This window comes from Mitsuokella multacida DSM 20544, from assembly GCF_000155955.1.
In the GTDB taxonomy this organism is placed as follows: Bacteria; Bacillota; Negativicutes; order Selenomonadales; family Selenomonadaceae; genus Mitsuokella; species Mitsuokella multacida.
The window spans coordinates 444,855-467,502 of record NZ_GG697141.2 but is presented as its reverse complement, the minus strand read 5'-3'; the positions used below and the strand labels follow the sequence as shown (position 1 = coordinate 467,502).

The window sequence follows — 22,648 nt, the reverse complement described above, 5'->3', positions numbered from 1 at the left end:
TTTTACTTCTTATTAGTATTGCACATTTTGGTGCAGGCATGCAAGTGCGGCTTTCATGCCGTCGACGGCGGCGCTCATGATGCCGCCCGCGTAGCCCGCGCCCTCGCCCATCGGATAGAGCCCCGGTGTCGCCTCGGCGACGAAGGTCGCGCGGTCGCGGCGGATGCGGCACGGCGCCGACGAGCGCGTCTCCACGCCCGTCATGACAGCGCCCGCGTCGGCAAAGCCCGGTATCTTGCGGTCAAAGTACGGCAAGGCACCCGCGAGCGTCTTCGTGATGAAGTCCGGCAGGCAGCGGTGCAGGTCGACTGCGCGGACGCCGGGCGCATACGTCGGCTTTGTCAGGAAGTCCGTCGAGCCGCTCGTTCCCTTGAGGAAGTCGCCGACCGTCTGCACGGGCGCAAAGTAATTGCGGCCGCCTAGCGCAAAGGCCAGCCCTTCGAGCTCCTGCTGCAGGGCCATGCCCGAGAGGACCTCCTGCCCGAAGTCGGCGGGCGCGACCTGCACGAGAAGCGCGCTGTTGGCGATGCCCGAATCGCGGCGGTAGTTGCTCATGCCGTTCGTGACGACGCGCTCCTTCTCCGAGGCGGCCGCGACGACGAAGCCGCCCGGGCACATGCAGAAGGAGTAGGCGCCGCGCCCCGTCGCGGGGTCCTTGTAGGTCAGGGCGTAGTCGGCGACTGGAAGCAACGGGTGGCCCGCGTCCTCGCCGTACTGCGCGCGGTCGATGAACTCCTGCGGGTGCTCGATGCGCACGCCCATCGCGAAGGGCTTCGCCTCCATTGCGACGCCGCGCTCGAGAAGCATGCGGTAGGTGTCACGCGCCGAATGGCCGATGCCGAAGAAGACGACATCCGTCTCGATGCGCTCCTCGTCGTTGACGATGACGGCCTCGACGCCCTCCTCGCCGAGCTCGAGGTCCGTGACCTGCGCGCCGAAGCGGACCGTGCCGCCGAGGCGGATGATTTCCTTGCGGATGTTGCGCACGACGTCGCGCAAGATGTCCGTGCCGATGTGCGGCTTGTGCAGGTAGCGGATCTCCTCGGGCGCCCCCGCCGCGACGAACGCCTCGATGACGTCCTTCATGTGCGGGTCGTTGATGCGCGTCGTGAGCTTGCCATCGGAGAACGTCCCCGCGCCGCCCTCGCCGAACTGCACGTTCGACTGCGGGTCGAGCGCGCCGCCGCGCCAGAAGCGCTGGATGTCCTCGTGGCGCGTGTCGACATCGTGGCCGCGCTCGAGCACGAGCGGCTCGCAGCCCTGGCGCGCGAGCGTCAAGGCGGCGAACATGCCCGCCGGGCCGAAGCCGACGACGACGGGCCGCCTCTCGAGATGGAGCTTGGGAAGCGGCGCTGCGGCCTCTGGCTCTGGCGCCGCCTCGACATTGCGGTCGCGGCGCAGCTTCTGCAGCACCTTCTTCTCGAGCTTCGGCTCGAGCCGGACGTCGAGGATGTAGACGAATTGGATGGGCGCACCGTGATAGCGGCGCGCGTCGACAGCCTTACGCACAATTACCACCCCCGCAATCTGCTGAGGTGGTAACATGAGGCGCTTGGCTGCAAGATCTTCGAGGCTGGCCGTCTCCGTGAACGGCACAGCCAGATTGCGGATGCGGATCATTGCAGACCTCCTATTATCTTGTTTTATCTTGTTAGCTTGGACATGTATGCATCGTAATGGGGCCCGTCAGGGGCTGGCCGTGCCAGACGCCGTCTTCTTCTTGGCCTTGATCTCGATGTGGACCGTCACGCTGCTGTTCGTCACCGTGACGCCGTCGGGCGGCGCAAGCTGAGCATTCAGGTCCGTCGTCTTCGTCAGGCCGTCGAGCGAGATCTTCTGCGTCTCGATGCTCGAGAGCTTTGAGAGGATGTCCTCCGGGCCGGCGACCTCGATCTTCACGGGGTCACTCTTGACCGTGCCGACTTCATAGCCGGACGCGAGGTCATCGCCGAGGATCGGCTTGACCGTGACGACCTTCTTCATGAGGCCGCGCGCGAGCTGCACGCTGACCTCAGCCGAGGCAGGCTTGACCGTGACGCCGGCAACCTCGCGGCCATCGGCGTTGATGGCCGTCAGTGGCACCTTAAGCTTGAAGTCATCGCTGTTGCCCGCGAGGCCGACATAGCCGATGACGCGCGTGACTTCCTTGATGTCCGACTCCGCGCCCTCAATCGTGACCGTCTCCACAGACGGCTCGACGTGCGCGACCGTCGTGCCCGGCGCCGTCGAGCCCGTCACGATGAACTCCGCCTTGATCTTCTTCTGCACGATGCGGTCGAGCGTGAAGGTCACGGTGTCCGGCTTGGCCTCGACGAGCTCGAAGCCCTGCGGCAGGACGGTCTGCACCTTGACGGCGTGCTTGCCCTCCTCCACCTTCGAGAGATCGACGTACGCCTTGAAGTCGCTCTCGCTCGCCGAGACGAAGAGCGAGCGCGGGCCGCGCACGCGGAGCTTGACATTCGATGCATCCTTCGTGATCTTATAGCCTTCTGGCGCGTTGACGACATCGAGCTGCACCGTATAGGTGTTCTCGATAGAAGGATTCTGGTCGTTCATGACGTAGCCCCAGAGGATGACCGCGATGACGAGCGCCAGGATCTTGGCCGGCAGGTTGTGCTGCACGATATTGCGCATTCTTGAAATCATTTCTTCTTCCTCCAGTTCCTGATGAGGTCCTTGAGACCTTTCTGCGGGGAAGTGAATGCCGGCCGCAGGATGTTCTTGAGCTTCTCCGTGTCGAGATGGCGTACCATGCGCCCGTTCTCCGCCACCGATATCGTGCCAGTCTCCTCACTGACGACGACGACGAGCGCATCGCACTGCTCCGAGAGACCGATGGCCGCGCGGTGGCGCGTGCCGAGCTCCGTCGAGAGCGAGCGGTTCTCCGTCAGCGGCAGCAGGCAGCCGGCCGCGATCAGGCGCTTGCCGCGCACGATGGCCGCGCCGTCGTGCAGCGGCGTGTTCGGGATGAAGACGTTCAAGAGAAAGTCCGCCGTGATGAGGCCGTCGATCTGGATGCCCGTCGCGCTGATGTCGTTGAGGCCCATGTTGCGCTCGATGACAATGAGCGCGCCCGTCTTATTGGCGGACATGACCTTGACCGCCTTGGCGAGCTCGCGCACGACAGACTGCGCCTCCTCGTCGTCTAAGAGCACCGACGGCCCGAGGAACTTACCCTGGCCGAGATGCTCGAGCGCGCGCCGCAGCTCCGGCTGGAAGACGATCGGCAGCGCGACGAAGAGCAGCGTCACAGCCTTCTGCAGGAGCCAGGAGATGACGTGCAGCTCCAGCCAGCTACAGACCATCGTCACGCCTAAGAGCACGAGGATGCCCTTGACGAGCGTGATCGCGCGCGTGTCCTGCAGCATGACGTAGACCTTATAGAGGATGACGGCCACGATGAAGATATCGAGGATGTCCATCGGGCCGATTGTCGAGATGATACCGTGGAATTGTAGTGGATATGGCAGCTCAAATGGCATAAGCAAAACTCCTAAAGATATATGAGATAGGAATGAATCAAGATAAATCCAATTTATTTCATGAATGCATGACATCGATAGATGTCACACTGGGTATATTAAAGCTATTCTCGCCATGGTACAAGAATTCCTTGTGACTGTCAAAAAATTTTACTCCTAAGTCATGAAGGCTTCCTGAAGCCAAAAAACGGCGAGCAGGCGCTGCCAGAAGAAAGCAAAAGGCCCGGCTGCCAAAGGGCAGCCGAGCCGGAACAGGTATTCCTGTTTTGCTTACTTGATCTCGCGGATCCATCCCTCTTCCGGTGCTTCGACCGTGCCGAGCTGGATGCCACGCAGCGTGTTGTAGAGTTTCGTGAGGACAGGGCCCATTTCCTTCATGCCGCTCGGGAACTCGATCGTCTCGCCGTTGCCGACAACCTTGCCGACCGGGCAGATGACGGCAGCCGTGCCGCAGAGGCCAGCCTCGGCGAAGTCCTTGAGCTCCGTGAATTTGACCGGGCGATGCTCGACCGTGTAGCCGAGATGCTCCGCGATCGTGACGAGCGAACGGCGCGTGATCGACGGCAGGATGCTGTCGGATTTCGGCGTGACGAGCTTGCCGTCCTTCGTGACGAACAGGAAGTTGGCGCCGCCCGTCTCCTCAACGTACGTGCGCGTAGCAGCATCGAGGTACATGTTCTCGTCGAAGCCCTTCTGGTGTGCGAGGATGTACGGATAGAGGCTCATCGCGTAGTTCAGGCCGGCCTTGATGTTGCCCGTGCCGTGCGGTGCAGCGCGGTCGTAGTCGCTGACGCAGATCGTGATCGGCTTGACGCCGTTCTTGAAGTAAGAGCCGACCGGCGTGCCGAACAGGCGGAACTGGTACTCATCCGACGGCTTGACACCGATGACCGGGCCCGTAGCGAAGAGGTACGGACGCAGGTAGAGGGCACCGCCCGACTCGAAAGGAGGAATCCAATCCTTGTTGGCTGCAACGACCTGATCGACAGCCTCGAGGAACATCTCCTCGGAGACCGGCGGCATCTCGAGGCGCTTTGCCGAGTCGATCATGCGCTTTGCATTCATGTCCGGACGGAACGTGACGACACGGCCATCCTTCGTCTTATAGGCCTTGAGGCCCTCGAAGACTTCCTGGCAGTACTGCAGGATGCCGGCGCACTCATTGATCGTGACGTTGGCGTCATCCGTCAGATGACCCTCGCCCCATTTGCCATCCTTGAAGTTTGCGACGTAACGCTGGGAGATTGGCTGGTAAGCGAAGCCCAGGTTATTCCAATCCACATTTACTTTTGCCATTGAAAACTCCTCTTTTCTTTCCGTTAAAGTAACTCTATCATAGCCCCGACTGTACAGTTTGTCAATAGTCCATTCCAGAAAATGATGGGATTTTACACAGAACATGTATCTTTGTCTTGCGTAAGGCTACATGTACTTTTATTCGTTTTCATCGTGCTTCTTATTATAAGGAAGAGAATGCGCCTGCAGGCGACGGCGCGCCTCGGGCAGCTTGGCGAGGATGTCCCCCGCGAGGAGCCCCTCGGCCTTCTCCTGATAGGCAAGGTCGCCCGCGAGGCCGTGCAGGTAGACGCCGAGCACGGGGGCCATGCCCTCTGCCGCCTGCTTCATGAGGCCCGCTATCGTGCCGGCGAGGACATCGCCTGCGCCGGCCGTCGCCATGCCGGCATTGCCCTTCGTCGTGAAGTAGACGCGGCCGTCTGGGAAGGCCACGAGCGTGCACTCGCTCTTGAGCACGAAGACGGCATGGTACTCGGCGGCAACGTCGCGCGCGATGCCTGCAAGGTCCTCGCGCAGGTCTGCGACCGAGAGCCCGAGGAGCCCCGCCATCTCGCCGAGGTGCGGCGTGAGGATTGGCACATGCTTCGCCTCACGCAGGATCTCGGGCGCGCCGCGCAGGGCGTAGATGGCATCGGCATCAAGGATCAATGGCTTGTCTGCCTCGCGCACGAGCGCCTTGACGAGCTCGCCCGTCACCTGTGCGCGGCCGAGCCCCGGCCCAACGAGGACGGCATCGTACCCCTCAACGAGAGGCATGAGCACCTTGAGCGCTTCGCTGCCGCCGAGGACGCCCGGCTCCTGCTCGGGCACCGGCACCGTCATCGCCTCCGTGAGCTTGACGGCCAGGATGGGCTGCTGGCTCTCGGGCACGGCGAGCGTCGCGATGCCGCAGCCCGCACGCAGGCTGGCCTCCGTGCAAAGTGCCGCCGCGCCCGTCATGCCATGCGAGCCCGCGACGATGAGGATGCGGCCGCAGGTCCCCTTGTGGGCTGTCCGCGGGCGCACGGGCAGCAGGGAGGCCGCAAGTCCATCGTCGATGCACGCCTGCAAGATGGCCTCATCTTCTAATAGTTGGCGCGGGATGCCGATGGAGTCGACGGTGAGCGCGCCTGTGTACACCGCCCCCTGGCCGAGCAGATGGCCGGGCTTCGGCAGGCCGAGCGCGATGGTCTTCGCGGCGTGCACCGCCACATCGCTAACCGCCCCCGTATCGGCCTCCACCCCGCTCGGGATGTCGATGGCGAGCACGGGCTTTCCCGCCGCATTGACGAGTTCCACCGCCTGCCGCACGACGGGGCGCAGCGTGCCGCGGAAGCCCGTGCCGAGGATGCCATCAAGCACGCCGTCGGCAAAGCGCAGCGCGAGGCGCAGCCGGTCCATGTCGCGGTCGCCTGCGAGGCCGTGGACGGCGATGCCCATCGCCGTCAGCGCCTGCTTCATGATGGAGGGCGAGGCCTTGATGTGGTCCGGATTGCCCGTCAGGAAGACCTTGAGGACGGCGCCCTCATTGTAGAGGTAGCGCGCCGCCGCAAAGGCGTCGCCGCCATTGTTGCCGCTGCCGGCTAGGACACAGATGGTCTTGCCGCGCACGGAGCCGAGCAGTGAGACCATGGCCGCCGCCGTCTGCCGGCCGGCATTCTCCATCAGCACGACTTCCGGCAGGCCGTACTCCTCTCCGGCGCGCCGGTCGACGGCGCGCATCTCCTTGACCAAAGATACCTTCATCGTCATCCCTCCAATACACACTGCGCCGTCGCATAGTCGCGCGAATGACTCAGCGAGATCCAGACGCGCAGGACGCCGCGGCGGCGGGCTAGCTGCGCAAAGTAGCCGCTGAGGTGCACCTGCGGCGCCCCGAGCTCATCCAGCAAGATCTCGACGTCGTGCAGCGTGCCACCGCGCAGCCCCGTGCCGAGCGCCTTCAAGACGGCCTCCTTGCCCGCGAAACGCGCCGCATAGCTCGCCATCTGCTGCACGCCGCGGCTCTCACAGTAAGCGCGCTCCGCCTGCGTGTAGACGCGCCGACAGAACGCCTCGCTGTCCGCCGCACGCTTGACGCGCGCAATCTCCACAATGTCCGTTCCGATTCCTCGAATCAAGACATCCACCTCCTAATGCATCATATGTCCTTATTTAAGTTCCCCACAACGGCTTTATTTTCCTGCTTTTACCAAAATCAAGCCGTTTTATGGAACTGTTTCCACTATATTTTTAATAATTTTTGGTTATACTATCATATATGCATCAAAAGTATGGTATAATGGCATTAAATAAAGCGAATTTATAAAGAAAGAAGCGATTTGAATGGAACTCAGACAACTCGAATATTTCCAGATGGCCAGCCGTCTGCGGAATATCACCCGCGCTGCGGAACGCCTGCGTGTTTCCCAACCAAATATCACGGTCGCCATCAAGAAGCTCGAGGCCGAGCTCGGCATCCAGCTCTTCGACCGCAGCCAGAAACAGCTCGCGCTAACGCCAGAAGGTGCTGTCTTCCTCAACCGGGTCGAGCTCGCCCTGCGCAACATCCAGGATGCGGTACTGGAGGTCAATGACTACAAGCAACTCCAGAAAGGCACCATCAAGATTGGCGTGCCGCCGATGATGGGCGCCTACCTCTTCCCGCGCATCTTCTCGAGCTTCCAACGCCGCTACTCGCATCTCGACATCTTCATGCACGAGGAAGCCTCGATGTCGATCCGCGAACAGCTCGAGCACGATGAGCTCGACTTCGGCATCATCATCCTCTCCGGCGCCTCGAACCGCCTGCAGCTCTTGCCCATGTCCAAGAACCAGATCGTCTGCTGCGTGCCGGCGAGCAGCCCGCTCGCCAAGAAGAAGGCCATCTCGATGAACGATGTGGCCGACACAAAGATCGTCATGCTCAAGGAGGGCTCCTTCCTGCGCCAGACCATCCTCGGCCGCATGAAGGACGAGGGCATCACGCCGAACATCGTGCTCGAATCCAACCAGATTAACACCTTGAAGGGTCTCGTCGCCAACGGCGTCGGCATCACCTTCCGCCTCGACATGGTCGCCGACGAGATGCCGGGCCTCAAGACCCTGCCGCTCGCCGACCCCATCTTCGTCGACGTCGGCCTCGCCTGGAAGAAAGATCGCTACATTTCCAAGGCCGCGCAGTCCTTCATCGACTTCTGCAAGGACCTGCTCAAGAAGAATACGTCATTCGATGATACTACCGATGCCAAATAAGCCAATAAAAACGAATAGAACCGATTTTTAACCACGAAAGCCTGTATGGGTTCAACATGTAAGATGTCGAACCCATACAGGCTTTTTTTCGCATGCTCTTACGCTTTATGCCTTGTCAGCATATATTTGTCTCGGCATTTCATTCGGGACGATAAAGTGGCACCGTCAGGCTCCCCGTCGGCATGAGGATGTAATGCACATCATCGCCAACATACTGTTTCGCCAATTCCAAGGCCTCTTCTACCGTGTCAACAGCACCATCAAACAGCATGTCCTTAGCCAGCTGTCGGTCGAGCCCCGTGACCAAGATGAAATGGGCTTTCTTCGTCAGGCGCGTAATGGCGTAGGCCTTATTCGCACCAATCAGGAAGCGGTCACGCAGCTTGGCCTCAATCGCATCAGCCGTCTTCAACGTGCGGCAGGTTTCCTCCAGCACCTTGCTGCCACTGCCTTCCTCACAATCGGCCAGCAGGATGACCACACCACCCTGCTTCGTCGCCAGCACCGCATTATCCATCGTCTTCTGCATCTGGTAGACATTGATATCCTTTGGATAGCCGCCGCAGCTGGCAATCGTGATGTCTGCTTGAGCAGGAATCTTGACACCGTAAACCTCATCTACGAATTTGCAGGCTTCATGATGCGCTTCGATATAGTCTCCCGCAAACATCTTCAGGAAGCGATGTTCGGCATCCAAGATCGCGTTGAACAGAATGACACTGCGTCCTTTAGCCCAGAGTGCCACGCCTTCCATCTGATCCTCATAGACAGGGTTGCCCGTCGTGCGACCGAGGCCAGCATTTGGGTCCATCATGAAGCTATGGTTGTGACGCACGGTTTCCATGGCTGCGCACCCCGGCAGCACAGCCTTACGGCCTCCGCCGTAGCCGCTGAAATAATGATGCACGATTGTGCCGGTCAAAATCACGTGATCACTATGGCAGATGTGCTTATTGATCAGGACAGGCGTGAAGCGACTCGTCGTGCCGAAATACTCAAAGTCACTGGGCACATTGCAGTCACTGTTATACATCCGCAGACGGCTAGCTACTTCTTTGCCGACCCCTTCTGCCATTTCTTCCTGCGTCATCAGGCGATGCGTCCCGAGCGAGAAAACGATCTGCATGTTCTCATCCGGGACCCCGAGCCGATTCATCTCATTGACCAAGACCGGCATGAAGTCAAAGCTGTTGGCCACACGCGTCGGGTCATTGCAGATAAAGGTCACGGTATCCCCCGGCTTGATGATCTCATTGATTGGCTTCTGTCCAATCGGATGGTAAACCGCATCGAGCACGGCCTGCTTGATGTCCGTCAAAGGCTTGACCGCCGGCATATCGACTTCCTTGATGACCTTGCTCTCATCGAGGGAAAAGCTCTTCGTGCCACGACCATAATGAAAAGTATACTGTTTCATCCAGATTCCTCCTATAAAAAAGGGAGACACTCTGTCAGTGTCTCCCTTATCATGCGGTTAAACTACACGCTCTATCGATCAATGATCCATCAATAGAGAATGTGAGCAATGACATAACCGACACAGCAGCCCGTGAAGACACCGAGAAGACCCGGAATCATGAAGCTGTGGTTCAGGACATATTTACCGATATGCGTCGTGCCAGAACGGTCAAAGTTGATGCAGGCGAGGTCCGAAGGATACGTCGGCAGGAAGAAGTAACCGTAGCAAGCAGAGATGAAGGACAGGATGACAATCGGGTCAACACCGATGGTCAGAGCCAGCGGAACGATGATCGAAACGGCAGCTGCCTGCGAGTTAACGAGTTTCGACGTGAGGAACATAGCCAGTGCATACGTCCAAGGATATGCCTGAACGAGACCGCCGATGATTGCCTTGAGGTCTGCCATGTGGTTGGAGAAGCAGGTATCTGCCATCCAAGCAACACCATAGACGCAGACGACTGCGCCGAGGCCAGCGTGGAAGACCTGGCTCTTGCCAACATCCTTTGCATTGACCTTGCAGAAAATCAGGATAGCCGCTGCGATGACGAGCATGATCATCTGGATGACCGTCGTCATGGAGATTGCCTTCATCGTGCCCTTTGCATCCGGGAAGGACGGCAGAATCTGCGGGAAGTTACCGAGCACGGCAATGATGATGATGCCGAGGAAGAAGATGTACATAGCACGATAGAACGAGCTCGGCAGTTCCTTATCCTGCAGCGATTCCGTCTGATTACCGTATACATCCTGGTAATGAGCCGGATCTTTGATGTACGCCTGGAAAATCGGATCTTCTTCCAGATCCTTGCCGCGACGATAGCTCCAAATTGCTGCAACCATGACGCCGCAGAACGTAGCCGGGATGGAGACAGCCAGCAGATTGATGACCGTGAACGGCAGGCCTGCTGCACTGATGAAACCAGCCATGCTGACCAGCGCGACCGATACCGGCGATGCCGAAATACCCATCTGCGAAGCGACAGAAGCAACAGCCATCGGGCGCTCAGGACGGATATTCTCGTGGATTGCGACATCATAGATGATTGGGAACATCGTGTAAACGACATGGCCCGTGCCGCAGAGGATCGTCAGCAGCCAAGTCGTGAGCGGAGCGTAAATCGTGACGCGCTTCGGGTTACTGCGCAGGAATTTCTCTGCGTACTTCAGCATGACCGTGAGGCCGCCAGACGTCTGCAGATAGCCCGCGCAGGTGACGACTGCGATAATCGTGAGCATGACGGCGATTGGTGGCGTGCCCGGCTTGTATCCAAGCACAAAGACATAAATGATGAGGCCGATGCCGCTGATGACCGGAAGGCCAAGGCTGCCATAACGTACGCCGACGATCAGGCACGCAAGCAGGATAAAGATACCAAGTAGTAAGCTCAAGGTAGAACTCCCCTTCCTAAAAAACATATACTTGCCTTCGTGAAATGAATCTCTCTACGTTCCTATTGAATCCCCCCTTGACAAGCAAATCTGTTTCCCTATGGAACAATTTAAACCAAGAGATTATTTCCGCTTGTTATTAGGTTTTCGCCATCCATCGTTCAAATCCTGCCACCTGTAAAAAAAATCATACGAAAAATGTATCGAGATGATTGCTTTTTGATATGGATAGGAACCGGCAAATGGCTCAGGACGTCTTTTGAAACATTTCACCTAAACACATTGTTTATTATACAATATACCATAATCATAAGTAAATACTATTTATCATAAAATATTTTAATGATAATCATCGATTATTCTTGTCTAAATACTATTAATCATTTTTATTGTTATGTATTGAATGCATAATTTAATTGCAGTACATGAATACATCGTAAAATACACACAGAATAAATTTGCGTTTTTCGGATTTCACGCTGGAAAATACGTGCCATATGCATAATGTTGTGGTATAATATGCTAAAAAGTTATATTGATAACAATTCTATGAGGAGGATTTCATTCTATGGCTACCATTAATGATAACTATCTGAAGCTGCCCGGCAGCTATCTCTTCGCCGAAATCGCCCGCCGCGTCGCCGCCTACAAGGAAGCGAACCCGGATGCCGACATCATCCGTCTCGGCATCGGCGATGTCACGCAGCCGCTGCCGCAGGTCTGCATCGAGGCCATGCACAAGGCCGTCGACGATCAGGCCAAGGCTGAGACGTTCCACGGCTACGGCCCGGAGCAGGGCTACTCCTTCCTGACGGAAGCCATCATCAAGCACAACTACACGGACCGCGGCATCGAGATCGCGCCGGATGAGATTTTCGTCAGCGACGGCTCGAAGAGCGACTGCGGCAACATCCAGGAGATCTTCGGCACGGCCAACAAGGTCGCCATCACGGACCCTGTTTACCCGGTCTACCTCGACACGAACGTCATGGCCGGCCGCACAGGCACGCTGCAGGACGACGGCCACTTCGAAGGCGTCGTCTATCTGCCCTGCACGGCGGAGAACAACTTCGCACCGGACCTGCCGAAGGAAAAGGTCGACATGATCTACCTCTGCTGCCCGAACAACCCGACGGGCACGACACTCTCGCGCGAGGAACTGACGAAGTGGGTCAACTACGCCAAGGAAAATGAGTCGGTCATCCTCTTCGACGCCGCTTATGCCGCCTACATCACGGAAGACGATGTGCCGCGCTCCATCTATGAGATCCCGGGTGCCAAGGACGTTGCCATCGAGTTCCGCTCCTTCTCCAAGACCGCGGGCTTCACGGGCACGCGCTGCGGCTACACGATTATCCCGAAGACGGTCAAGGGCCGCGCTGCGGACGGCTCCCTCGTGCCGTTCAACAAGCTCTGGAACCGCCGTCATACGACGAAGTTCAACGGCACGGCCTACATCGTGCAGCGCGGCGCTGCGGCCATCTACACGGAAGAGGGCCAGAAGCAGGTCAAAGAACTCGTCTCCTACTACATGGAGAACGCCCGCATCATCCGCGAGGGCCTCAAGGCTGCCGGCCTCCAGGCTTTTGGCGGCGTCAACGCTCCATACATCTGGCTCAAGACGCCGAACAATATGAGCTCGTGGGACTTCTTCGACAAGCTGCTGCATGAAGTCAACATCGTCGGCACGCCGGGCGCAGGCTTCGGCCCGTGCGGCGAGGGCTACTTCCGCCTCACGTCGTTCGGCAGCCGCGAGAACACGAAGCGCGCCGTCGCACGCTTTGCCAAGCTCAAGTTCTGATACGCAAACTTGCCATAAAAAAAGCCTCTGCAATCGATGGATTGCAGAGGCTTTTCTATTGCGATCGTGTTCAGCGGGATAGCACCGCCACCGCGGCGAGGGGCTCTTAAACCGCGTCATCAGCCACCTGATGGAGAAGGAACTCGAGCGCGGCAACCTCGACCTCTTCCTCTACACGAAAGTCGCCTCCGCGCGCTTCTTCCACGACCTCGGCTTCTACGAGATCGCGCGTGCCCGACCGCCTCGTCTTTATGGAGAATCAGCCGACGGGTTCCGTCATTGCCTCAGCCGCTTCGAGAGGGAGACACAGGCATTCCTCGCAGAGCGCGGCATCGCCGGCTTCGGCAACGTCGTCCTGCACGCGAGCGGCCCGTACATCATCAGCAACGCGACCTTCCCGAGCTACTTCCTGCCGGACGACGACACCGCGAGTGTCGGTCACGCCGAGCTCGACCTCACGCTGTTCGCCAAGATCGCGGCGGCGAAGAGCCCTTCAGCCAGGTCACGGGCCTCTACAACAAGGTGATGCGCGAAAAGCTGCCGGAGCTCGGCGTCGAGTGCCGCGTCATCCCGCGCCTCGCCATCGCGGGCCGCGCCGTCAGCGCCTCCGACGTCCGCCAGTGCGTCAAGGACGGCGACTGGCAGCACCTGCAGGAGCTCGTGCCCAAGGCGACGTACGACTGGCTCCGAAGCGATGCCGCCGCGCCGCTGCCTGCTTTGCGGCGAGCAGGCGCAGGTCTGCTCGCGCAGTCGCCGCCATTCCGTCGAGGATTTGACGAAGCGCATCAGCAAGATGCTTTCAGCATACCTACACCACTGACACCACTGAATTGAAAAAGACGAGGTCACATGTATCCTCTCACATGTGACCTCGTCTTTTACTTTTATGATATTCCGATTACCGTCATTCGCCAAAGAGCGCCTTGGCAAAGTCCTCGGCGTTGAAGGGGCGCAGGTCCTCGACACCCTCGCCGACGCCAATCCACTTGACCGGCATGGAGAGCTGGCTCTTGATGCCAATGACGACGCCGCCCTTGGCCGTGCCGTCGAGCTTTGTCAGGACAACACCCGTAATCGGTGCGGCCTTGGTGAAGAGCTCGGCCTGGCTGATGGCGTTCTGCCCCGTCGTCGCGTCGAGCACGAGCAGCGTCTCGTGCGGCGCGCCCGGGATCTCACGGCCGATGACGCGGTTGATCTTCTCGAGCTCCTGCATAAGGTTGGACTTCGTCTGCAGGCGGCCCGCCGTGTCGATGATCAGCATGTCGACCTTGCGCGCGACGGCTGCCTTGACGGCGTCGAAGGCAACGGCCGCCGGGTCGGAACCCTCCTCGTGCTTGATGACGGGCACGCCCGTGCGCTGGCCCCAGACCTCGAGCTGGTCGATGGCCGCCGCGCGGAAGGTATCGGCCGCGGCGAGCAGGACCGACTTGCCCTGCCCCTTGTAGTAGGCGGCGAGCTTGCCGATTGTCGTCGTCTTGCCCGCGCCATTGACGCCGATGACGAGCAAGACCGTCGGCCCCTGCTCAGCGATGCGCGTCGTGTCCTCGCCCGCCGTCAGGATCTCGACAATCTGCTTCTGCAGGAACGGCTTGAGGTTCTCCGGCGTGTTGATTTCCTTTTTCTTGATGCCCTTGCGCACAGCCGTCATGAGCTTGTCCGTCGTCTGGACACCGACGTCCGCCATGATGAGCGTCTCCTCGAGCTCATCGAGCAGGTCATCGTCGATGTCGGCATAGCCGATGATGATCTTCTCGATCTTGTTCGTCAGGTTTTCGCGGGTCTTATTGAGGCCCTTCTTGAGCCGGTCAAAAAATCCCATGATGATTCCTCCCTATCTAAAAATGCTAAAAACGCATTCCTCTTACTTCTCACTTCTCTCACTTTTCTCGATGCCAGCTGCATCGTCGTCGAGCTCGTCAAGCCGCACGGACAGCAGGCGCGAGACGCCCGACTCTTCGACCGTCACGCCGTACATCGTGTCGGCCACCTCCATCGTTCCCTTGCGGTGCGTGACGACGATGAACTGCGTCTGCTCCGCGAACTCCTGCAGGAAGCGGCCAAAGCGCATGACATTCGCCTCGTCGAGCGGTGCATCGATCTCATCGAGCACCGAGAAAGGCGACGGGCGGTAGCGCAGGAAGGCGAAGAGCAGTGCGATGACCGTCAGGGCGCGCTCGCCGCCCGAGAGTGCGGCGAGGCTCTGGCGCTTCTTCTGCGGCAGGGTCACAAGGATGTCGATGCCCGTGTGGAGCACATCGCTCTCGTCGAGCATCTTGAGCTCGGCCTTGCCGCCGCCGAAGAGGCGCACGAAAATCTCGCCGAAGTAGCGCTGGATGTCCGCAAAGGCGGACTGGAACTGCTTCGTCATGGCCTCGTCCATCTCCGCGAGGATGCGGCCGAGGTTCTCCTTGGCCTCGATGAGGTCGGTCGACTGCTTCTTCATGAAGGCGTGGCGCTTCTGCAGGTTCTCGTACTCCTCGACGGCGTTGGGGTTGACCGGCCCGATGGCATCCATCTGACGTTTGAGGGACTGCATGCGGCTGCGCAGTTCCTGCGGCTCGAGGTCTAATGCTTCTTCAAGCGCGCGCTCCGGCGTCAGGCCGAACTCGTGCAGGATGGACTGCTGGCTGTCCTGCAGGGTCATCTGGATCTTAGCGGCGAGGATCTCGAGCTGGTGTGCCTCCTCCTGCTTGCGGCTGAGTTTGCGCGAGAGCTCGCGGCCCTTCGCCTCGAGCTCCTGGCCGGCGGCCATCTTCTCCATGCGCAGGCCGTAGAGGTCGCGCTGCTTCTTCTGCGCGGCATCAAAGGAATCCTGCCACCCCTGCGAGCTGCGCTCGAGTTCCTGCAGGCGCGCTGCGCTCTCTGCCGTGCGCGTTGCGAGCTGCTTTTCCTCCTGCTCGAGCTCCGCGAGCGACTGCTCGCCGCGCTGCTTCTCCTGGCGGTAGAGCGCCATCTGCTCGGCGCTGCGCTTCCATTCCTGTTCGAGCACCGTGCGCTGCAGGGCTTCTTCCTGCATGCACTTGCCGAGCGCCGCCGCGTCCTGCTCGACATCCTCGAGGTCTAAGAGGCTCTCCTCCGCCTGCTTCTTAGCCGCTTCGACGGCCTCCGCAAGCAGCTTGACGGAGCGCGCCTGCAGGACGCGCTTGTTCTGGTTCTCGGCAAACGTCGCCTGGCGCTTGGCATCGGCTGCGAAGAGTTCCTGCACGGTCTGTACCTGCGCCGCGAGGCTCTCCTTCAGGCGCTCGAGGCTCACGCGCGCTTCGGCGCGCGCGACGCTCTGCTGCTGCACGAGCGCGAGCGCCTCCGACTGGCGGCGCTCCGCCTCGGCTGCTGCCTCCGCTGCCTGCTGTACCTCTGCCTGCTTTTCCTTGAGCTTCTCGCGAGCGTCTGCCTGCTTCTCGTGCAGGGACTCGATCTCGCCGCTGCGGTTGAGGAAGCTCGCCTCGCGACGTGCACGGCCGCCGCCTGAGAGCGAGCCGCCCGGCGCGAGGAATTCGCCCGAGAGCGTCACGATGCGCAGGCGGTAATCCTGCTTCTTGGCGAGGGCGAGCGCATGGTCGAGCGTGTCGACGACGAGGATGCGCGCGAGCAGGAAGTCGGCCGCCTTGCGGTACTTTTCCTCGACCTCCACGAGCTCGTTGGCCCAGCCAATCGCGCCCTCGCCGCGCTCCGCCTCCTTCTCCCGGTCCTTCGGGTACTGCACAGAGAGCGTCGAGAGCGGCAGGAAGGTCACGCGGCCGAGGTGCTTGCGCTTGAGGTAGGCGATGGCCTCCTTGGCCGTCTCCGTGTCCTCCGTCACGATGTTCTGCTGGTTGCCGCCGAGAGCAATCTCGATGGCCGTCATGTAAGCTGCTGGGATTGTCAGGAGCTCCGCGATGGCGCCGGCGACGCCATCATGCCATGGCTCTTTGCTCTGCAGCACAGCCTTCGGCGCCTTGCCGAAGCCCTCGTACTCCTCCTGCATGTGCTGCAGGAAGTCAATCTTCTCCTGCAGGCCGGCCGCGCGCTGCGCGAGTTTCTCCTGCTGCTCGCGCAGCGCCGCTTTTTCCTGCTGGGCACTCTGCTGGGCATGGCGCGCCTGCTGCTGGGCCTTGACGGCCTGCTGGAGTGCCACCTCTTTCTCGGCAAGCGAGGCGGTCAGTTCCTGTTGCTGCTTTTCAAGTGACGACTGCTTGGCCTTTGCCGCCGCGATGGCAGCCTGGCGCTCCGCGCGTCCCTCGCTGCCCGCCTCGATGTCGCGGTCGAGGACGGCGAGCGCCTGCTTGGCCGCTGCGAGCTCTTCCTGTTTTGTCTCGCGCTGCTTGCCGAGCGTTTCCGCCGCCTTCTTGCGCTCCGCCACGATGGCGGCAATTTTTGCGGCGCGCTCCTGCTGGCCCTCGGCATGCGCATCGGCTTCGGTGAGCTTCCGCTTCTTCTCCGCGGCCTCTCCCGAGAGCCTGCCGATCTCGCGGACCGACTGCACGAGCGCTTCCTGCAGCTCGGCGCGCCGCGCCTCGATGCGCACCTTTTCCGCACCGCTCTGCCCCTGGCGCTCCTCGAGCGCCGCGATCTCGCGGTTGGCCGCCTCGAGTTTCTGGCGCAAGGACTCATTGGCCTCGGCGCCCGTCTTCATGCACTGCTCAAGCTCGAGAATCTCCTTCTGCATCGCCTCGCGCTCCGCTGCGGCCCGCCCCACGGCCGTCTCGAAGCCGAGCGACTCGTCGCGGACCTTCTGGAGCTTCTCCTCATTGGCCGCCTTGCGGTCCGCCTCGCGGCGGGCACTGCGCGCGAACTTCGTCAGCTTGCACTTCTGGTACTCCTCATGCAATGCATTGTACTGGCGCGTCTTCTCCGCATGGCGCGCGAGCGGCTCGAGCTGCGTCTCGATCTCCTGCATGATGTCCTGCACGCGCAGCAGGTTGGCCTCTGTGTCCGTGAGCTTCTTCACCGTCTCGCGCTTGCGATCGCGAAACTTCGTGATGCCCGCCGTCTCCTCGAAGAAGGCGCGGCGGTCCTCCGGACGGCTGTTGAGGATGTCCTCCATGCGGTTCTGGCCGATGATGCTCATGCCGTCGTGGCCGATGCCCGTGTCGGCAAAGAGCTGGTAGATATCCTTGAGGCGGCAGCGGGAGCGGTTGATGAAGTACTCGCTCTCCCCGCTGCGGTAGAGCCGGCGCGTCACCGCCACCTCGCGGAAGTCCACGGGCAGCGTGCCGTCGTTGTCGAAGATCAGGGAGACCTCCGCGATGTTCAGCGGCCGCCGCTGCGCCGACCCCGCAAAGATAATGTCCTCCGAGCGCGTGCCGCGCAGGTTGCGGATGTTCTGCTCGCCGAGCACCCAGCGCACAGCATCCGTGATATTGCTCTTGCCACTGCCGTTCGGGCCGACAATCGCCGTGATGCCGTGGTCGAATTCAATGGTAATCTTGTCGGCAAAGGACTTGAATCCATATGCCTCAAGGCGTTTTAACTGCAATCGTCACACCTGCCCGTCTGCGGCCGGAGCCTGGAACTTGCCCGCCGCTACATACTGCTTCATGAATGTCAGGAAATCCCGGTCGAGTGGAGAAAATACCTTGTGCGCACTCCAGTAGAGCGCCGTGCGCGACATGAGGCGCGGCGCGAGCGGCCGCCTGACAAAGGACTTCTCCTCCCGGAGCACGAAGTCCGGCAGGATGGAGATGCCCGTGCCGTTGGCTACAAGCTGCTTGATTGTCTTGAGCTGCGACGTCGTCAACATGACGTCCGGGGTGAAGCCCGCCTCGATGCAGCGCGCGAAGATGGCCCGGTACTGATACGTGCGCGGCTGCTGCAGGATGAAGCGCTCGCGCCTGAGGCTCTCAAAGGCGACCTCTTTCTTCACTGAGAGCGGATGGCCTTCTGGCAGGCAGAGGCTCATCGCATCGTGCATGATGACGAACTCATGCGGGAAGGTCGTCTCCGGGCTGCCGAAGATCACACCGAAGTCGAGGTCACCAATCTCGACGCGCTCACGCACCTCGTCCGAGTCGCCGAACTCCTGCACATCAAGAAGCGTCGTCGGGAACTTCTCGCGGAACTCCTTGAAGAACGTCGGGAAGAGATAAGCCTCGAACATCGGCGGCACGCCAAAGTGGATCGTGCCGGCACTGCCGACGCAGAAGCGCATCATATCCTGCTTGGCGAGCTCCGCATCCTGCATGATGCGCCGCGCATGGATCAGGAAGGCGCGGCCCGCCTCCGTCAAGGTGACATGCTTCTGGCTCCGGTCGATCAGCGTGAGACCGAGCTCCGCCTCAAGCGCCTTGATGGCCTTCGTGACCGACGGCTGCGAGACGTGCAGGACTTTCGCCGTGCGCGTGAAGTTCTCCAGCTCACTGATCGTGCAAAAATATTCTAATTGACGAAATTCCATCGTATCTCCCCCATCTGTGCAGGCGGCCACTCATATCGTCTTTCTCATGCCTGCGCGACCAGCTCCTGCAGGCGCTGGTTCACGAGGTCGATCCACTCGCCGTGGAAGCCGACTTCCATCAGGAGTTCCTCGAGCGATTCGATGCGCGGCTGCTCGAGGAACATCTGCACGCGGCTCTTCTCGATGCTGCGGTAGATGTAGTAGTCTTCCGGGATCACGCCCGGCTTCGGGAAGATGACCGTGTACTCGTGGTACATCTTGTCGTTCATCGACTCGTAGACGCCCGTCGAGCGCGCGGCATACGCCTGCCATGTGTCGGGCAGGGACTCGAGCAATTTGCCGATCTCTTCCTTGATGGCAGCGACTTTCTCCGTATAGGCCGCAAGAACAGCTTCTTCTTCAGCCGTATCCTGCAGCATGACGGAACAGATGAGGTCGCGGACGGCATTGAAGTCGCCGAGGCCGTACTGCAGGAACGCATCAGCGCTCTCGATGCCCGCGAGCCACTTCTTGAGCGCGCCCTCCATCACAGCGCGCGCCTTCGCGACGACGAGCTCATCCTCGCCGTGAAGCTGCAGTGCGAGGTTGCAGACGCGCTGGCCGGCCGCTTTGTCCTGCAGGATGTCTTTTGCTGCGCAGTCGCGGCAGTAGCCGATGGCCTCATTCGTGAACGGCTGTCCCCCGTCAATCTCCTCCTGCGTCGGGAAGCGCTTGCCGAGCTTCTCGTAGATGGCCTGCTGCTCACGGAGCTTGCCCTTTGAGAAATACGTCAACGGGCGCTCCTGATAGACGACATGCGTCACCTTGCCGCAGCCCGCGCAGTGGTACTCCTTGTCCACAAGCTTGACAGCGATGTCGCGCTCCGGCCGCGGCTTGAAGAACTCATAGGGCACAGTCTCCACGAAGGAATAATTGAAGATATTCAGCAGATTGTCCGTGATGCGGGACGGTTCATTGGCCATGAGTCGACACTCCTATCCTGATTTACCTATAACATATCTTAAACAAAATAAAAAGCCCGGAAGGAAACCTTCCAGGCTGCATTTCATCTTGGAGGCGACACCCAGAATCGAACTGGGGATAAAGGTTTTGCAGACCTCGGCCTTACCACTTGGCTATGTCGCCAAAATAAAATGGAGCGGAAAACGAGGCTCGAACTCGCGACCCCCACCTTGGCAAGGTGGTGCTCTACCACTGAGCTATTTCCGCATGATATGAAATTGGAGGCGACACCCAGAATCGAACTGGGGATAAAGGTTTTGCAGACCTCGGCCTTACCACTTGGCTATGTCGCCGATAAAATGGAGCGGAAAACGAGGCTCGAACTCGCGACCCCCACCTTGGCAAGGTGGTGCTCTACCACTGAGCTATTTCCGCATGAATGGCGACCCGAATGGGACTTGAACCCATGACCTCCGCCGTGACAGGGCGGCATTCTAACCAACTAAACTACCGGGCCGTTCTTCTTTTGTGCCGCTGTGTTTCAGCGACATGTATTATTATACGGACGATGCGGCATCTTGTCAACACCTTTTCGCCATCTTTTTCAAAAAAAGCCCGAGCGGAGGAAAATCCCCCGCCCAGACCGCTTTTCCATCACTCCGCCGAGTCGTCCTTCTCGTCGTTGAGGTCATTGTGGACCTCACTGAAATAGATGACCGTCACCGTATCCTCCATGAGGATGCGGCGCTTGTAGATGCGCTCGAAGTCGGCGATGAGCTCCTCGCGCGAATTGATCTCGGGGTTCTGGTGGCCGAGGTCGGCGCTCGTCAGCGTGCCCATCGTCTTGACGCGGACCTTGTCGAGGTAAGCCGTGTAGATGCGATGCTTCGGCTCGCCCTTCTTGCCCGAGGTGATCCAGACGATCGAGCCCTCCGGATAGAGCTTGCTGACATCGCCGAGGCGCACGGTGCAGTTCTTCGTGCGCTCCATGATCATCTTCTTGTGCTTGGCTGCCTGGAAATTCAACGCCATCATGATAAAGCATCTCCTATCTGAATCTCTCATTCCAAATACATTATATACATTATACACATCACATGCATCGATGCGCTCATGCTCATGTGCTTACGTTTTGCTTCTATAATTCTCCCCCATACTGCCAGAATCCTGCTATCCTGCGCGAAAATCCAGAAAAAATTCCTCACCGGACTGTACGCAATTCATGGACATCCTGCGAATTTTCATGCGCCATAGCCGAAAGTATGTTAGAATAAAGCCATCTGTACCAAATGATTGGAGGTTTTACCATGACAAAGACAAGACACATCCTCGCGCTCATCTGCGCCCTGCTCATGCTGAGCTGCAGCGCAGCGTTTGCCGCACCGCAGCAGCAGGAAGCGCCGCGCCCGACGCTCTCCGTCGACGGCCAGGGCACGGGCACGGCGACGCCGGACATGGCGACCGTCACGATTGGCGTGACGACGCAGGGCGAGGATGCGGCCAAGGCGCAGAACGATAACGCCTGGGTCTCGAACCAGATCCAGAGCGCCGTCCGGAGTCTCGGCATCGAGGACAAGGACATCCAGACGCGCAACTACTCCTTCTATCCGAACTACAGCACGGAAAAAGACCATCGCAATGAGGTCACGGGCTACACGGTCAACAACTCCGTCATCGTCGTCGTGCGCGACATCAAGCTGACGGGCAAGGTCATCGACGCCGCACTCAATAATGGTGCTAACGAGATCAACTCGCTCGACTTCTCGGCAAGCGACACGAAGGCCGTCCGCAAGGTCGCCCTCCTGAACGCCGTCCAGGACGCCCGCGACAAGGCTGACATCATCGCCAAAGGCCTCGGCAAGCGCATCGTCGGCATCCAGAGCGTCAGCGAGAGCACGGGCTACATCGAGACGCGCCGCTTCGGAGGCAACATGCTCATGGCCGCTGCGAAGGACGCCGCCACGCCGATTGCCCCGGGCAGCCTTTCCCTGACCGCCAACGTCCACGTCGACTTTATCCTCAGCGACTGAAGCAGCTGACAGGAGCCAGCAACACAAGAAGTAAGGAGTTTTTCTTTTGACTGAGCAAGAATCCCCGGCAGCAGCTCCCGTGAAAAAGCGGAAGCCCCGCCTGCCTGCCATCGAATACATCCGCGGCATCGCGATGATGGGCGTCATCGCCATCCACGTCGGTTCGCAGTACCTCATGTCCGCAATTCATGGACATCCTGCGAATTTTCATGCGCCATAGCCGAAAGTATGTTAGAATAAAGCCATCTGTACCAAATGATTGGAGGTTTTACCATGACAAAGACAAGACACATCCTCGCGCTCATCTGCGCCCTGCTCATGCTGAGCTGCAGCGCAGCGTTTGCCGCACCGCAGCAGCAGGAAGCGCCGCGCCCGACGCTCTCCGTCGACGGCCAGGGCACGGGCACGGCGACGCCGGACATGGCGACCGTCACAATCGGCGTGACGACGCAGGGCGAGGATGCGGCCAAGGCGCAGAACGATAACGCCTGGGTCTCGAACCAGATCCAGAGCGCCGTCCGGAGTCTCGGCATCGAGGACAAGGACATCCAGACGCGCAACTACTCCTTCTATCCGAACTACAGCACGGAAAAAGACCATCGCAATGAGGTCACGGGCTACACGGTCAACAACTCCGTCATCGTCGTCGTGCGCGACAGTT

The 22,648-nt window shown here is 59.8% G+C and carries 20 protein-coding genes and 5 tRNA genes; 7 read left to right on the top strand and 18 right to left on the bottom strand.

All coding sequences use genetic code 11. The annotated features are described in order from the left end of the window. Nucleotides 1-12: 12 nt before the first annotated feature. The 6 genes from MITSMUL_RS02250 to acpS all read right to left on the bottom strand — a co-directional run bounded on the left by MITSMUL_RS02250 (nt 13) and on the right by acpS (nt 6,877). Complete coding sequence (locus tag MITSMUL_RS02250; protein ID WP_005839571.1) at nt 13-1,620, bottom strand: NAD(P)/FAD-dependent oxidoreductase; 1,608 nt, start codon at nt 1,618-1,620, stop codon at nt 13-15. Nucleotides 1,621-1,686: 66 nt separating this feature from the next. Further along, nucleotides 1,687-2,646: a CdaR family protein gene (locus MITSMUL_RS02245; protein ID WP_005839569.1), complete on the bottom strand. Its 960-nt coding sequence runs from the start codon at nt 2,644-2,646 to the stop codon at nt 1,687-1,689. Further along, a complete protein-coding gene (cdaA, locus tag MITSMUL_RS02240) occupies nt 2,643-3,482 on the bottom strand; it encodes a diadenylate cyclase CdaA (protein ID WP_005839568.1) in 840 nt (279 codons plus the stop codon). The genes MITSMUL_RS02245 and cdaA overlap by 4 nt, the downstream gene beginning before the upstream one ends. A 270-nt stretch (nt 3,483-3,752) precedes the next feature. Further along, complete coding sequence (locus tag MITSMUL_RS02235) at nt 3,753-4,883, bottom strand: branched-chain amino acid aminotransferase (RefSeq protein WP_005839565.1); 1,131 nt, start codon at nt 4,881-4,883, stop codon at nt 3,753-3,755. A 33-nt stretch (nt 4,884-4,916) separates the two neighbouring features. Beyond that, nucleotides 4,917-6,503, bottom strand: a complete 1,587-nt coding sequence (locus tag MITSMUL_RS02230) for a bifunctional ADP-dependent NAD(P)H-hydrate dehydratase/NAD(P)H-hydrate epimerase (protein ID WP_040635326.1) — start codon at nt 6,501-6,503, stop codon at nt 4,917-4,919. 2 nt (nt 6,504-6,505) lie between these two features. Continuing rightward, nucleotides 6,506-6,877: a holo-ACP synthase gene (gene acpS, locus MITSMUL_RS02225; RefSeq protein ID WP_040635325.1), complete on the bottom strand. Its 372-nt coding sequence runs from the start codon at nt 6,875-6,877 to the stop codon at nt 6,506-6,508. Nucleotides 6,878-7,082: 205 nt separating this feature from the next. On the opposite strand from acpS, the gene MITSMUL_RS02220 reads away from it, so the two are divergent. After that, complete coding sequence (locus MITSMUL_RS02220; RefSeq protein WP_005839561.1) at nt 7,083-7,991, top strand: LysR family transcriptional regulator; 909 nt, start codon at nt 7,083-7,085, stop codon at nt 7,989-7,991. Nucleotides 7,992-8,130: 139 nt separating this feature from the next. Here the strand turns inward: MITSMUL_RS02220 and MITSMUL_RS02215 are convergent, their stop codons facing one another. After that, nucleotides 8,131-9,408 carry a nickel-dependent lactate racemase family protein gene (locus MITSMUL_RS02215; RefSeq protein ID WP_005839560.1) on the bottom strand — a complete coding sequence of 426 codons (1,278 nt, stop codon included), beginning with the start codon at nt 9,406-9,408 and terminating at the stop codon, nt 8,131-8,133. 89 nt (nt 9,409-9,497) lie between these two features. Next, entirely contained in the window at nt 9,498-10,841 is a 1,344-nt protein-coding gene (locus MITSMUL_RS02210) for an anaerobic C4-dicarboxylate transporter (RefSeq protein WP_040635324.1), read from the bottom strand. Between the two features lie 568 nt (nt 10,842-11,409). Here MITSMUL_RS02210 and MITSMUL_RS02205 point away from each other — a divergent pair. The 3 genes from MITSMUL_RS02205 (at nt 11,410) to MITSMUL_RS13165 (ending at nt 13,476) form a co-directional block, all read left to right on the top strand. Beyond that, the gene (locus MITSMUL_RS02205) at nt 11,410-12,642 is read left to right on the top strand and encodes an LL-diaminopimelate aminotransferase (RefSeq protein WP_005839557.1); all 1,233 of its coding nucleotides are present in this window, start codon (nt 11,410-11,412) and stop codon (nt 12,640-12,642) included. A gap of 130 nt (nt 12,643-12,772) precedes the next feature. After that, nucleotides 12,773-13,168, top strand: a complete 396-nt coding sequence (locus MITSMUL_RS12660) for a nucleotidyl transferase family protein (RefSeq protein ID WP_005839555.1) — start codon at nt 12,773-12,775, stop codon at nt 13,166-13,168. Next, nucleotides 13,168-13,476: a nucleotidyl transferase family protein gene (locus MITSMUL_RS13165; RefSeq protein WP_005839553.1), complete on the top strand. Its 309-nt coding sequence runs from the start codon at nt 13,168-13,170 to the stop codon at nt 13,474-13,476. Before MITSMUL_RS12660 ends, MITSMUL_RS13165 begins: the two co-directional genes overlap by 1 nt. 70 nt (nt 13,477-13,546) lie before the next feature. Here the strand turns inward: MITSMUL_RS13165 and ftsY are convergent, their stop codons facing one another. The 10 genes from ftsY to MITSMUL_RS02150 all read right to left on the bottom strand — a co-directional run bounded on the left by ftsY (nt 13,547) and on the right by MITSMUL_RS02150 (nt 20,992). Then, on the bottom strand, nt 13,547-14,461 hold the full coding sequence (gene ftsY / locus MITSMUL_RS02195) for a signal recognition particle-docking protein FtsY (protein ID WP_005839551.1): 915 nt from the start codon (nt 14,459-14,461) through the stop codon (nt 13,547-13,549). Between the two features lie 42 nt (nt 14,462-14,503). Then, nucleotides 14,504-18,097: a chromosome segregation protein SMC gene (gene smc / locus MITSMUL_RS02190; protein WP_005839550.1), complete on the bottom strand. Its 3,594-nt coding sequence runs from the start codon at nt 18,095-18,097 to the stop codon at nt 14,504-14,506. A 3-nt stretch (nt 18,098-18,100) separates the two neighbouring features. Beyond that, nucleotides 18,101-19,015, bottom strand: a complete 915-nt coding sequence (locus MITSMUL_RS02185; protein WP_005839549.1) for a LysR family transcriptional regulator — start codon at nt 19,013-19,015, stop codon at nt 18,101-18,103. 44 nt (nt 19,016-19,059) lie between these two features. Then, complete coding sequence (locus MITSMUL_RS02180; RefSeq protein ID WP_005839548.1) at nt 19,060-19,977, bottom strand: hypothetical protein; 918 nt, start codon at nt 19,975-19,977, stop codon at nt 19,060-19,062. Between the two features lie 89 nt (nt 19,978-20,066). Beyond that, nucleotides 20,067-20,140, bottom strand: a tRNA-Cys gene (locus MITSMUL_RS02175). A 9-nt stretch (nt 20,141-20,149) separates the two neighbouring features. Next, nucleotides 20,150-20,224 (bottom strand) — tRNA-Gly (locus tag MITSMUL_RS02170). Between the two features lie 12 nt (nt 20,225-20,236). Continuing rightward, nucleotides 20,237-20,310, bottom strand: a tRNA-Cys gene (locus MITSMUL_RS02165). A gap of 7 nt (nt 20,311-20,317) precedes the next feature. Next, a tRNA-Gly gene (locus MITSMUL_RS02160) sits at nt 20,318-20,392 on the bottom strand. Nucleotides 20,393-20,397: 5 nt separating this feature from the next. Beyond that, a tRNA-Asp gene (locus MITSMUL_RS02155) sits at nt 20,398-20,474 on the bottom strand. A gap of 137 nt (nt 20,475-20,611) precedes the next feature. Continuing rightward, nucleotides 20,612-20,992 (bottom strand): ASCH domain-containing protein, encoded by a 381-nt coding sequence (locus MITSMUL_RS02150; protein WP_005839547.1) that lies wholly within the window; start codon nt 20,990-20,992, stop codon nt 20,612-20,614. Nucleotides 20,993-21,264: 272 nt separating this feature from the next. Between MITSMUL_RS02150 and MITSMUL_RS02145 the strand changes: the two genes are divergently transcribed. The 3 genes from MITSMUL_RS02145 to MITSMUL_RS02140 all read left to right on the top strand — a co-directional run. After that, on the top strand, nt 21,265-21,987 hold the full coding sequence (locus MITSMUL_RS02145) for an SIMPL domain-containing protein (protein ID WP_040635322.1): 723 nt from the start codon (nt 21,265-21,267) through the stop codon (nt 21,985-21,987). A gap of 79 nt (nt 21,988-22,066) precedes the next feature. Then, entirely contained in the window at nt 22,067-22,207 is a 141-nt protein-coding gene (locus tag MITSMUL_RS12650) for a hypothetical protein (protein ID WP_005839545.1), read from the top strand. A gap of 53 nt (nt 22,208-22,260) precedes the next feature. Next, nucleotides 22,261-22,648 (top strand): SIMPL domain-containing protein (locus MITSMUL_RS02140; protein ID WP_244944613.1); only part of this gene is annotated, 388 nt, incomplete at its 3' end.

What these genes read in the sequence shown, in the direction of transcription:
- MITSMUL_RS02250 (WP_005839571.1), bottom strand. Translation starts at nt 1,620, where the DNA reads ATGATCCGCATCCGCAATCTGGCTGTGCCGTTCACGGAGACGGCCAGC.
- MITSMUL_RS02245 (WP_005839569.1), bottom strand. Translation starts at nt 2,646, where the DNA reads ATGATTTCAAGAATGCGCAATATCGTGCAGCACAACCTGCCGGCCAAG.
- cdaA (WP_005839568.1), bottom strand. Translation starts at nt 3,482, where the DNA reads ATGCCATTTGAGCTGCCATATCCACTACAATTCCACGGTATCATCTCG.
- MITSMUL_RS02235 (WP_005839565.1), bottom strand. Translation starts at nt 4,883, where the DNA reads ATGTTCTGTGTAAAATCCCATCATTTTCTGGAATGGACTATTGACAAA.
- MITSMUL_RS02230 (WP_040635326.1), bottom strand. Translation starts at nt 6,503, where the DNA reads ATGAAGGTATCTTTGGTCAAGGAGATGCGCGCCGTCGACCGGCGCGCC.
- MITSMUL_RS02220 (WP_005839561.1), top strand. Translation starts at nt 7,083, where the DNA reads ATGGAACTCAGACAACTCGAATATTTCCAGATGGCCAGCCGTCTGCGG.
- MITSMUL_RS02215 (WP_005839560.1), bottom strand. Translation starts at nt 9,408, where the DNA reads ATGAAACAGTATACTTTTCATTATGGTCGTGGCACGAAGAGCTTTTCC.
- MITSMUL_RS02205 (WP_005839557.1), top strand. Translation starts at nt 11,410, where the DNA reads ATGGCTACCATTAATGATAACTATCTGAAGCTGCCCGGCAGCTATCTC.
- MITSMUL_RS12660 (WP_005839555.1), top strand. Translation starts at nt 12,773, where the DNA reads ATGGAGAAGGAACTCGAGCGCGGCAACCTCGACCTCTTCCTCTACACG.
- MITSMUL_RS13165 (WP_005839553.1), top strand. Translation starts at nt 13,168, where the DNA reads ATGCGCGAAAAGCTGCCGGAGCTCGGCGTCGAGTGCCGCGTCATCCCG.
- ftsY (WP_005839551.1), bottom strand. Translation starts at nt 14,461, where the DNA reads ATGGGATTTTTTGACCGGCTCAAGAAGGGCCTCAATAAGACCCGCGAA.
- MITSMUL_RS02185 (WP_005839549.1), bottom strand. Translation starts at nt 19,015, where the DNA reads ATGGAATTTCGTCAATTAGAATATTTTTGCACGATCAGTGAGCTGGAG.
- MITSMUL_RS02180 (WP_005839548.1), bottom strand. Translation starts at nt 19,977, where the DNA reads ATGGCCAATGAACCGTCCCGCATCACGGACAATCTGCTGAATATCTTC.
- MITSMUL_RS02150 (WP_005839547.1), bottom strand. Translation starts at nt 20,992, where the DNA reads ATGATGGCGTTGAATTTCCAGGCAGCCAAGCACAAGAAGATGATCATG.
- MITSMUL_RS02145 (WP_040635322.1), top strand. Translation starts at nt 21,265, where the DNA reads ATGACAAAGACAAGACACATCCTCGCGCTCATCTGCGCCCTGCTCATG.